The following is an 11,586-nucleotide window of genomic DNA, read 5'->3' as shown; positions in this document are numbered from 1 at the left end:
ACCAACATCCTCTTTCTCTCCACACTCTCCTACATTTACTTATTAACCCTTTAGATCGCTTCTTACATCATTACATTTTACAAGCTCATCCTAAAATTTCATTTAAGGTAGCCCCCTTACCATAAGCTAGTGGTTAATTCCTAAAACAGCTTTGCCCCATGCTTGGCACACGTAAAGAAAAAGATGCTCCTTATTTCAAGATTAGAATCTCCCTTGATAACATATTCAGTTAAGTCTAATAGCTCTAAAACAAAATAAATGCTTAAAGCATTACTTAGTACCACCGAGTTATAACTTTTCTTATCTATATAAAACGTTTATATTGAATCTCCCATTATCATGTTTCGATAACTACCAAATATAAATTCTTCCTTCACTTGTTTAATGAAATTCCTATCTGTAATCAATCGATATATTGTTACACCAAGTCCACCTAAATCAAATAGATCTAGATCACGAGTAATAGCCACAACTGCCATATTAGTTGAAGTAGCTATCAAATTTGAATAACTCAAAATTTTTCTTGTTTTAACCTCATATAATTTTCTATCCATATCACTACTTCCGTCAAAATACAATCTATGAATCATTGCTATAAGTAAATTAATCATGGATGCATAGGTAGCTTGCTTTCCAATAGTTAATATATTTGCCATATCCAACCCATAGCTTGCTAAATCAGAGGCCAACTTAGGATTAATTGCTGATATTCCGGGTAATGGCAAGCTATTCTTTGTATTAATATCCGATTTCAGATGAATAATCTCTTTTATGAGAGAAGTTGCTACAATTACTTTGCCTTCCATGCCATTTTTTAATAACTTATTTATTGTATGGCTTAATACTAAATCAGTTTTTGCATTATGTTTGAACGCATCTCTATTATTAGCATTCGTACAAATATGATACGATGCAAAAGAAGCTGTCGTTAATGTAGATGTTGCAATATTTGCAGTTCCAAAAATCAATCCAAGTACAGGATCATGACCAATTGCAGTAACACGATGTCCCATTCGTCCGCCACCACTTAGAGCACCATTAGCACCAATATTAGCATCAAAAGGCACTGGGTTTGAAACAATCTCTTCCAGGGATGGATTATAATATCTGTGACGTCTATTAGAATGCTCCTCAACATGGTCTTTTATTGAATTTGCAGCTGTTTGATCATCAAGTCTTTGTGGAAACTTGGTAAAAAGATATTGTCTTGCGATTTGCAATCCAATAGCAACAAATAAAAAAGCTGCATCAACTTTATTAAGGCCTGTCCTCTTGCAAAATTGTTCATCCAAATCATCTAATATCTGCCTTGTGTTACCTACAACCTCTCTTACCCGTGTAGCCTCATTACTACCCTTTTTCAAATCAAATACAGTATTATCCAAATTATTTATAATAGAATTCCTTCTATTTCTAAAATCCTGACTACTCATTTACCCTCTCTCCTAAAGCAGAATTCTCAACTCTGCAATCTTCATTTGATTTTCTACAATTTCACCAAGTACATCGCTAATTAAATCAACCAGTTTTTTAATGTCTTCATCGCCCTTTTCCTTTAATCGATTCAATTCCGCTTTCAATCTTTTGATTTTGTCTTCGTATAGATCTTTAGCTTCTAAATAACCATTTTGTTCTGCTTTTTTTAACTTTTTCTCTTTATAACTATAAATCATATCTAATATACTAAAATTAACAGCAGGCATTAATAGAGTTCCGCAACTCATTGCTGAACGGACTTCCTCTAAAGGTATATTATATGTTTTCGATAACTGCTTAGCTTTATTATCAACTTGTTTCTCCAAACTTTCCCTTTCATTTTCTAAGACAGATAATCTATCTATCAGCTTATAAGATTCATCACCATACATGTTTTTTTGTGATTTAATTAAAATTGTTGTTTCTTTATATCTATTTTCAATCTCTCTGTATATAGGTTCATACTCTTTTGAAGCTCTCTCATATCCCTGCTTCTTACCTTCAGTCTCAACATCCGTAAATAACATATCAACTTTATCTACAAGGCTAGGTCCCTTTTTTAAACCCATAAGGTCAACAATGGAGGTGTTTTTATAAACTTTATCATTAATTTCATTTTTCGTTTGTACATTCCTTACTTTTATATTAATATCGGACTTAATTAATCTTGCTTTCGCACTGATAGTATCCCAAAGTTGTATTCCCATATCCTCACTCCCGTGTATTACTTTACTAATTTATTGTATAAATATGTTATCCCGTATTCTTAGTAGTTGTCGATATTATTTGTACGTAACTTCTAAGTTACAAAACACCTATTTCTTGAATCACTTTTTCATTTATAAGGCTAATTACATGTCTAAGTTCATGAGCAAATGTATATATGTCACCTCCCCTACCCATATTTCGTATAAGTATAAACTTTTTACTGTAACTTGTTAACCTTGTTGAACTTTTCTCAATTTATTTAAATCGTGCTTTAAATATTTTACCCTATAACCATATTGACTCCTAATACTTCCCATCATAGTGTAGTAGCTTGTCATTTATAATAAACCTTATTTTAACTCTTACCTGAACCTCCAGAATTTTTCTTCAAAACTGCAGTAAGCATAACCCCTCCTATTGTTAAAACACCATTAACTATTGCTCTTTTTCTATCCTCCTTCTTCGATTGATGATAATTACAATACTTTCTTTCATTTAGCGTTTCATTTGTACACCCTTTTTTCTTGCATTTATTATCCATTATAACTTTCCTCCATTAATACATCTGCTGTATTATATTCTATTATTAATTCATTTTTATATTTAGGTTCACATAATAATCTATGTTTCCACTCATTATTATCACTTCTTGGTGGAAGCCAATTTGATACTTTAGCCCCTTTAAGTTTAATATCTACTTCATTAAGATCCTCTATCATTAAATCTACTTTATATTTTTCCATACCTTGATTTAACTTTAACTCCATTAATGAATTCTTCGCTTTACTAATATATAAGTAGTCTTCACAGAGCTTGTTGAATTTCCTATTAATGTTCCATGTAGAGTATTTAAAACTACCTATATTTCTTTCAATGAAACTTCGTTCTTCCCACCCTTTAAAAAATGATAAGCTATCATTAACTTCTTTATTTATTGCTTCTATTGCTTCATTTAAATTATTTTGTGCCATATCCTGAAGTCTATCCCTTCTCTCTATGTTACCTTCTAAAAAAGATTGGTTTATATTTTTAATAGCTCCATCAATTTTCCCATATCTATCATTTCTTTGTCCTTTTTCAACATCTTCAACAATGCAAATTATGCATTCCAACTGCTCTTTGATTGCATCTAGTTTTTGCTCCAATGCATATTCCCCTAATTTATCTAACTTTTTTTTATCATCCAATTGTTCTTTTACCTCTTCTAGTCTAACTTGTTTAACAACCTTATTCTTACTATCTACAATACTAGGTAGTATCTCTCCTTTTTTACTTTCCATCAACTTTAACTCACCATTTTTTATAGCTTCTATAAATGCTTCTGGTATAACTGCTCTTAATACAGGTTCAACCTCTTTATTTTTATTTTTTATCTCTTGTATCGCATCTGCAATTGGTCTCGCAAATATACCCTTTATAACTTTGATATCATCTTCACTTAAAAAACTTATTTTCTGATTTCTATCAGTTAATTTAATTATTTTATTCTCCATTTATTTTAAATACCCCTTTGAATTGGTAATATATGAAATTATTATAACAAATTTATCTTTGTTTTTTAAATGAAAATTCAATTAAATACTATTTATATAAGTATATACCTTAATATAAAAGAAGAAGGAATATCCCATATAGGTAGTCCCTCTTCTTTTATTAAGTGTTTATTTAAATTATTCCACATAACTGCTAAGTTAAATTATAATTTAAAATCAATTACTTTATTTTTACGTATCTAGCTAGCTTAATTCCTTTATTAATTTCAACTTGATAAGATTCTGGCATCTCAGCGTACTTCAAAATATCCTTTGGTATATACCCATTCATCCTTATTACTTCTGCATACTTTATACCAAATAAGTGAATCATAGTTGTTTGTTCTTTTCTTTTTATACCTGCTTCATACATAGTTTTTAACTCATTAGCTAACTCTAGTTCTGTCATAATTATACTCCTTACACATTTACACTCTTATATCAAACCAATCTTATTTAAGCTTGGTTAATATAGCTTGAATAATTCCCTTAATATTTTGTTGAAACTTACAGTTCCATAAGTAAAACAAAACTAATAGTACTGCAAAGAATACTACTATTTTAAAATAAGAAATCTTATTCTTTCTATTTTGAGTTATTAAATAAGCACCTGGGGATATTCTCCTCGTCATTATGCTTTTACCTAGTGGAACACTAGTACCTTTATCAATAAATACTATACTATTTTCCCCTTTATCTGTTGTTGCAGAGTAGATATCATAGAATATGTTTAAAATTGGATTTACATAATACATTTCAGCTCTCATGTACAGGTTGCAGATTACTGCAAAAAGTACTAATACTCCTAACAAATTGGGTAAACTTATTCCATCCTTAGTTATTACATCTGAATTGAAAGCTATAAGAGGTATTATATATGCTGAGATGTAATTTAAAATTTCACTATCCTTCTTATTTAAATTTCTTATTATAATGAGATTATTTGCGTCGTGCTTTAGAGGGTTTGATATATACTTTCTAATTACTAATAAGGGTAAAAATATTAGTAGTCCAATTATTACTATCGATATCCAAAAGTCACTTACATTTTTTAAGAATATAATAATAAATAAAGGGATATATGAACTTAAGAACAATAAAAATCTAAACATGAATTGAAGTGCTCTATCTATTGTCTCTTGTATATTTTCCACAAACACATCACTCCTTATAAATAGAGCTTAGATACAATTACATAGGAATCTTCTTATCTGCAAATATTTTTGTTCCAGTTACAATTGTTTCTGCACTCTCATCATTAAATACCCTTAGTATGTGATCTACTGATTTCTTAACATTGTCTTCACATACACTAATGGTACAATTGTTTTCATCTATATCAATAACTAGTTGTTCTCCACAACATTCCTTTACTCGAATAAACTCATCTATTCCTATACTTTCTGTGGTTCCTTGACATTGTATCTTGTATAATTTATTCTTCATTGGTTTACTATTATTACAGTATTCTCTTAGAACATCAAAATTTTCGATTATACCTTTGTTTCCTATACTATCTAGTGCTATAGTAGATGCCCTATTAATATGAGTATCATATTTTAGAAGCATCTCAAAAGAATATCCATTGAGTATAAACATTGTATCATCTATATTAATAGATACTAATTTGTCATCGAATTTTAGTTGTACTCCATTCACCTCTGATAATAATTCTTCACTTTCTTTATCGAAGCAGAATAATAATTTTTCTCCCTGTAAAAATGCCGCCTGTGTCATTCTAAAATATCCAAAAATAGATTTACTAGTCCCTGATTCCTCATATATAAATCTAACAACGTATCCCTTACTTTTTCTTACTATATTATCTAAGTTATTTCTCGTCAAAACACCAATATTTATATCATTAATCAAATTACTTCTTAATTGTACATACATTGGTATTTCATCAGTTTGAAGATATACCATTTCTTCTGAAAAGTCTGGTCTAGTACAATCAGGATAATGATAAAAAGTAGGCTCATCCAAAATTTTGTTTATATTCTCTCCTAATATTTCTAAAAATCTATCATGACTTTCTAAGTTCAATCTATATGCCCTAAATGGTTCTTCCTCTGATGTAAGCAAATATAAAATAACACCTACATAATCACAGTTCTGTTGTTGGTTATTTATGATGTTTTTTAACTTTATAAATAATTCTTCCATAATTACCTCCTAATTCCCATGTTAGTTTATATTATACCATATTAATACATAACTTGTATTATATATCCATAGGTATACTCATAACATCTGAAAATTAGAAATGTTTCTTTAAATTGCTATATTTAGATTTAGAATATGAATATCAACATTTCTTAACATAAAAGAAGAAGGAGTACCTTTTCTAGATATTCCTTCTTTCATCTTTAGATAAGTTATCATTTATATTAATTTTAATTGATCCAACTTCTCTTAGCTCATTGATAGTTATCTCTGAGATAATCATATTCAATAGCTTCTTTTATTGTTCTCTAGTTGAACTTTCCATCAATGCCTTGCTGAAATTTTGGAGTATATTCTTAATAAATTCATAAGGTAGCTCCTCACTAACATCATCTGATAGTGTAACTAGTAAAGGTGCCTTTTCTTCCTCTAGTTTCTTTACTCTTTCTGTTAACTCTTCCTTTCTTAGTTGGAATTCTTCCTTAGTTATTATTTCATCTTCATATGCTTCAAACAACTTTCCTCTTTTCTTATCTAGCTTTTCTAACTCTCTATCAATTCTTCCTAGCTTGTTCTTAGTAGGATTAACCTTTCTTCTTCTTTCCTTATTTACATTGCTAACAATATTTTTAACTATACTTTCATTAGTAAGCAATTTGGAAAGCTTATTGAATACATACTCATTAGCTTTATCTACTCGTATAGAGTTACTATTGCATACTGCAGTGCCTTTGTTTTTTCAATTACCACATGCATAATAAGCTATACTTTTCTTAGCTCCATCTACTAGTTTATTATTAGTCCTCGATATTACCATACCGTCTCCACACTTAGGACATCTTAGTATTCCTGTTAGAGGAAATTCTCCATCATGCACTCTCGATGGTTTTCCCTTCTTGTTTTCCATAATAGCTCGAACCTTGTCCCATAACTTTTCCTCAATAATACCATCATGTACTCCATCAGTTATAATGAGATTAGCATTAATATTTTTTCTTCTCTTTTCAGACCAGTTTTGTCTTACATTATATCTAATCTTACCTATATATATTGGATTAGTTAGAATATCTTTAATCTAACTATTTCTCCTTCACCTTCATTAATAGTTAGTTTAGTCCTTCTTCTTTTATATTCCCCAGCTTATCCAAACAACCAACTAATATAAGCTCATTCAATTTAATTTACACCCCCTAATCCCTTATATAGCTCTGAATATATATATTAATTACAGAGTTACTTTTAAGTATCCATACTGTAACCTAAATTTGAAATTCTCGCATTCATTTAATGCTTACAGCATAGTAAAACTAAAGAATTGAATTTGACATTAGTTTATTTTGAGCTGTATGATATAGCACCTGTTTATTTGCTACTAGTCATTTCACTTGTTATTAGTAAGTAGCTATCACTTCATCAACTTATTTGTAACATGCATTATTAAAAATAAGATAACGAATATATACCATAAAAAAGGAGATATTAAAATCATAAATTACTGTAAGGAGAGAAGTATATGGATGACAAAAGTATTTTCACATCAATTAATAAAACCTTAAGGTCAGATAAGGAGCACTTTATCAAATCTAACTCAGAGAAAGATAATCAAATAGCCCAACTAACAGAAATGGTATTTGATTTAAGAGCATCATTAGAGGATATAAGAAAGAGTTGTGGAAGCGGTGTTGGAACATCCACCCAGGCTCTTAACAGAACTAATCCAGATGAAGAGAAATGTGCCACTTGTAAAGAATAGAGTAGGTAGATAGTTAATCCTGCATTCACCATTTTGTTTAAATAAGAAAAGGGAACTGTTTTACTAAGTCAGTTCCTTTTATCTAGTACCTCCTACAACCTTTATAAGTATTCACTCATCCTATAAAGTAAGTATTCCAATTTTAGTAAAAACCTCTGTTATTTATGATACGGTTCCCCATATCACAAGTAAAAACTTAGCCGTCCTCCATAAAAAATGCAAGTAATATATTCTTAATTTTAAACTTCTATTATATTTTTACATAAATATAGCTAGTAAACCTTAATAACTTTTACTAGCCACTTTTGTACTATATTATTTGTCCAACTAGACATCTTTTTATCTTATATAAATTATTACATTCATTGTTACTAATGATTAATTAAATTTCAAGCTGTTAAATTGTAGTGGATTTTAAGAATTTCCACTGATCTTTACAAAGTTTGTAATAGTAATAATCGTGTCCCTCAATCTTTGTGGTTCCCAACAAGTTAAACCCACTTTTCTCTAATACCTTGTTTGAAGGTGTATTATAAGTTAATGCTGTAGCATTTAACACATCAATATTTGTGTTTTCAAATAAATATTTTATTAGCCCTTTCGCTGCTTGAGTGGCATATCCATTGCCTGTGTAATCTTTGGATATTGCATATCCTATTTCTCTATTTGGCGGAGGTAGTTCCTCTTTTAGCCCAGAAGTTATCCAGCCAATAAACTCATTTGTTTCCTTTAATACTATTCCTAATCGAAGAATATATTCATTGGAATTTGGTAAATTAGGAAATACTTCAAAACATCTTTGGTTTTCTTTAATTACATACTCACTTACCCAATTTCTTATGCCTTCCTTTGGCCATATCCAATCTGGCAAGAATTCAATGATTTCAGGCTGTAAAGTAATATTATATATTGCATGAAAATCCTCTATTTGAAATTCCCTTAATACTACATCTTTACATTCTATTATAAAAACATTTTGTGAGTCTTGGTTATTTAAATGTGTAGTTGTACTTTTAGACATTACACTTATCATTCCTTTCAATAAAAACTATTCCACCAGGTAGATTCTATAATCTATTCACTAAGCACTAACTCAAGCTTCATAAATATCATAGCATGGAATTTTTTACTAGAACAACCTAATACTTAATTTATAAATAAAAATGAGCCACCTAAAAAACTTAGGTAGCTCATTATATATCCTGGCATATTCTCTGTAAAATTCTCTTATTCCATTCCTAAATATTTTAATCTTCCCACTAATTCTAAAAACCAAATTTTAGCTTGGGGAATTTTATCCTCAATATCTTTAAGTGATGATACTTGTGCAAAGAATTGGAGTTTTTCCACTTCACTCTTAGGAAGATGCTGAGAAATATGAATTAGATAGTAATGTGCATGAGCAGGTGTGTATATCATTCGCAGCACATGGATTAATGGCTCTAATACATATTTATTGTAGTAAGCGTAAGCTTCAAGATACATCCCTCGATGAATATATTTTTCAACTCTGCAATGCTGGCTATAGCGGTACTTGCATTCCTCCAGGTCCTCTACATTCAACCGTCTATAGTCCTCTTCATTATAATCTTTATACCTAATAACATCCGATTTATCGAAAATCACTTTAGCTGCTTCAATTGTGTTACCTTTTATATATACATACTCCTCTTTATCCCTGCTATGTAGCTGCCAACAGAAATCAATCATAAGATATTCACTGCTGCCCTTTAAGTGGTAAATCCTCTGACGAAGTTTAGGATGACCATGATTCATTACATACTTATAATCTATTTCAGAAATTGTTGAAAGTATTTTTTCAACCTTATGAATTGCCTCCTGTTCATGTTCATCTTCAATATCAATGTAAATATCTATATCAGAATACTCATCTGCTTGTCCAATAGCATCTGCCCCCTCAAGCCACATGGCGTGAACATATTGTAGAGGTTCTAATTCTTCTTTAAGTCTTTTAATTATGATTTCACTATTAATCATACCCTTACCCCCAAAACTCTATTTAATACATCTTTAAAAAATAAATAAGTCAGTATCCTGGTTCATTTTATGTTATATTACATCAACAGAACCTATTAATAGTCCAACTATAAATAGCCCCTGATCCCTTGCCGCACAAGCTTGCTTGTGAACTGAAAATACCCTTCATATCTTTCACTTGTTATTTATTTTCATATGCCTAATTAATTATACCCCATATTATTCCAAATTTATATATTTACTGCATTTTGTAGCACCTTGAATTCTTTTTTATCCTTTAACTCCTCATAAGGCAATGTGTAAATTAGCTTTCCACCTTCCATAAATAAAATTTCATCAAAGCTCTTTAGATTTTCGCCTATGTCATGGGTTATCATAACAACAGTTTTGTCTAGGGATAAAATTTTATTGAGTAGATCTTCCTTTTTGCTTTCATCAACAGCTGAGAAAGGCTCATCTAATAAGATTATTGGGGTATTTTTGTTAATTAGTCTTGATAAGGCTATTAACTTCTTTTCCCCTCCGCTTAAAACCCTGCAATTATTACTTTCTTTTAACTTTTCAGCATCACTAATGAAAGGATTACTATCTACATTTTCATAACTATTAAAAACAGTAGTATTGTCATGAAAGCTTTGAGAAAATATATATTCTTCCTGATTCATAGTTCCAATTAAATAGCTTGTTTCAATTTCCTTTATGGCTTTGCCATCAACTTTAAATTCACCAGAGTAATCTTTAATATATGCTGATAGAATATTAAACAAGGTGCTCTTCCCTGAACCATTTAACCCAATTAGTGCATACTTTTTGTTTTGTTCTAGATTTAAATTTATGCTTTGCAATCTAAAGTTCTCATAGCTTTTGCTTAAATTATTAATTGTGATTTCTTTAAAGGAATTTATAGGAGTCTTCTTCTCTTCCTCCTTATCACCTTCAACAAAGGTTAAAAAGGAATTAACTAGCTCCTTTGAAGAATTAGTCATGTTCATACAATAAAGTATTTCATGTACTGGTTCCATCAAGCTTTGAGCATATTGAAAAGTAGCTATAGCAAAACCAGCAGAGATATTACCTTTAAAGGTTAAATATCCTAAGTATAGAAAGGTAATATAATTTAAACTTTCAGAGCCCAAACCATTTAAAACCCACATTAACCCATTGGCTTTTCCATATTTGTACCTTTCCTCTAAAACTCTTTTTAAATTTTCATTATGATCTTCTCTAATGTTATTTCTAGTTCTAAAATTAATAACCTTAAAGCCATTGAATACTTCTTCAATCTTTGAATAATATTTCTTTTGGTAATCCAAATAGTTGTTTCGTCTTTTAGCAGTTTCTGCTCCTAAGGATTTTGGAAACAATACCCCAAGAAATGACACCCCAATTAGCAGTAACCCTACTTTAAGATCTAATGATAAGGTTATAATAACAAAATATGTAACTACCCTTATGGTTTGAGTAACAATTGCCATTAAAGGTGCTAAATAATCATTGCCTATTTCTGTGATGTCATTGGCTTGAAAGGATATATATTCTCCCACTTTCTTCTTTGAAAAGTCTTCATAGTTTAAGCTTATGACTTTATTGAAGTAATCCTCCTTCAGCACCTTATCAAACTTTAACTTGTACTTAGTTTGAGTTATATTACAAAAATAAGCTAGTATAACAAAGGCACTGAGGCACACTGTATACCCAATTATTGCTTTTTTGTATTCTCCTTCAAATAAAATTTTTGTGTAATATGGAATTAATGAATAAAATAAATAACTTAGAAATGTCAAAAATATAAAAATCCCCAGTTCTTTTCTTATCTTCTTTAAATACTTTCTCATGTCTGTTCCCCCTTTATGTAAAAACTTTACTGCAACAGGTGTCTTATTTTTGCTTATCTCCCCATGAATACTTACCCCAGTTGTTTCCACTAATAACTACTTTTACCTGAAAATTATA

At 29.9% G+C, this 11,586-nt stretch carries 13 protein-coding genes and 1 pseudogene; 1 reads left to right on the top strand and 13 read right to left on the bottom strand.

Annotated elements, in window-relative coordinates; genetic code table 11:
* Positions 1–317: 317 nt before the first annotated feature.
* The 10 genes and pseudogenes from C661_RS0116515 to C661_RS24320 form a co-directional block, all read right to left on the bottom strand.
* The gene (locus tag C661_RS0116515; protein WP_017416457.1) at positions 318–1,433 is read right to left on the bottom strand and encodes a hypothetical protein; all 1,116 of its coding nucleotides are present in this window, start codon (positions 1,431–1,433) and stop codon (positions 318–320) included.
* Positions 1,434–1,445: 12 nt separating this feature from the next.
* Positions 1,446–2,183 carry a hypothetical protein gene (locus tag C661_RS0116510; protein WP_017416456.1) on the bottom strand — a complete coding sequence of 246 codons (738 nt, stop codon included), beginning with the start codon at positions 2,181–2,183 and terminating at the stop codon, positions 1,446–1,448.
* Between the two features lie 356 nt (positions 2,184–2,539).
* The gene (locus tag C661_RS22175; RefSeq protein WP_017416455.1) at positions 2,540–2,725 is read right to left on the bottom strand and encodes a hypothetical protein; all 186 of its coding nucleotides are present in this window, start codon (positions 2,723–2,725) and stop codon (positions 2,540–2,542) included.
* On the bottom strand, positions 2,718–3,677 hold the full coding sequence (locus C661_RS0116500) for a hypothetical protein (protein ID WP_017416454.1): 960 nt from the start codon (positions 3,675–3,677) through the stop codon (positions 2,718–2,720). Before C661_RS0116500 ends, C661_RS22175 begins: the two co-directional genes overlap by 8 nt.
* A gap of 220 nt (positions 3,678–3,897) precedes the next feature.
* Positions 3,898–4,125, bottom strand: coding sequence for an HTH-like domain-containing protein (locus tag C661_RS0116495; RefSeq protein ID WP_017416453.1), 228 nt, complete (start codon positions 4,123–4,125; stop codon positions 3,898–3,900).
* Between the two features lie 43 nt (positions 4,126–4,168).
* Positions 4,169–4,870, bottom strand: a complete 702-nt coding sequence (locus C661_RS0116490) for a KwaA family protein (protein WP_017416452.1) — start codon at positions 4,868–4,870, stop codon at positions 4,169–4,171.
* 37 nt (positions 4,871–4,907) lie between these two features.
* Positions 4,908–5,882: a Kiwa anti-phage protein KwaB-like domain-containing protein gene (locus C661_RS0116485; protein ID WP_017416451.1), complete on the bottom strand. Its 975-nt coding sequence runs from the start codon at positions 5,880–5,882 to the stop codon at positions 4,908–4,910.
* 298 nt (positions 5,883–6,180) lie between these two features.
* Positions 6,181–6,537, bottom strand: a complete 357-nt coding sequence (locus C661_RS24330; RefSeq protein WP_017416449.1) for an SET domain-containing protein — start codon at positions 6,535–6,537, stop codon at positions 6,181–6,183.
* An 84-nt stretch (positions 6,538–6,621) separates the two neighbouring features.
* Positions 6,622–6,789: a recombinase zinc ribbon domain-containing protein gene (locus C661_RS24325; protein WP_017416448.1), complete on the bottom strand. Its 168-nt coding sequence runs from the start codon at positions 6,787–6,789 to the stop codon at positions 6,622–6,624.
* Between the two features lie 51 nt (positions 6,790–6,840).
* Positions 6,841–6,918, bottom strand: a pseudogene (locus tag C661_RS24320) (hypothetical protein); the annotation flags it as partial.
* Between the two features lie 477 nt (positions 6,919–7,395).
* Between C661_RS24320 and C661_RS0116465 the strand changes: the two are divergent.
* Positions 7,396–7,635: a hypothetical protein gene (locus tag C661_RS0116465; RefSeq protein ID WP_017416447.1), complete on the top strand. Its 240-nt coding sequence runs from the start codon at positions 7,396–7,398 to the stop codon at positions 7,633–7,635.
* Positions 7,636–8,032: 397 nt separating this feature from the next.
* Here the strand turns inward: C661_RS0116465 and C661_RS0116460 are convergent, their stop codons facing one another.
* The 3 genes from C661_RS0116460 to C661_RS0116445 all read right to left on the bottom strand — a co-directional run bounded on the left by C661_RS0116460 (position 8,033) and on the right by C661_RS0116445 (position 11,468).
* A complete protein-coding gene (locus C661_RS0116460) occupies positions 8,033–8,656 on the bottom strand; it encodes a GNAT family N-acetyltransferase (protein WP_041877606.1) in 624 nt (207 codons plus the stop codon).
* A 206-nt stretch (positions 8,657–8,862) separates the two neighbouring features.
* The gene (locus C661_RS24025) at positions 8,863–9,633 is read right to left on the bottom strand and encodes a nucleotidyltransferase domain-containing protein (RefSeq protein ID WP_017416445.1); all 771 of its coding nucleotides are present in this window, start codon (positions 9,631–9,633) and stop codon (positions 8,863–8,865) included.
* A 230-nt stretch (positions 9,634–9,863) separates the two neighbouring features.
* On the bottom strand, positions 9,864–11,468 hold the full coding sequence (locus C661_RS0116445) for an ATP-binding cassette domain-containing protein (protein WP_157785703.1): 1,605 nt from the start codon (positions 11,466–11,468) through the stop codon (positions 9,864–9,866).
* Positions 11,469–11,586 lie beyond the last annotated feature (118 nt).

It is taken from the genome of Clostridium tunisiense TJ, assembly GCF_000300195.1.
Taxonomy (GTDB): Bacteria; Bacillota; Clostridia; order Clostridiales; family Clostridiaceae; genus Clostridium_J; species Clostridium_J tunisiense.
Note: the sequence above shows the minus strand (reverse complement) of the source record. Positions and strands in the feature narration are given on the sequence as shown.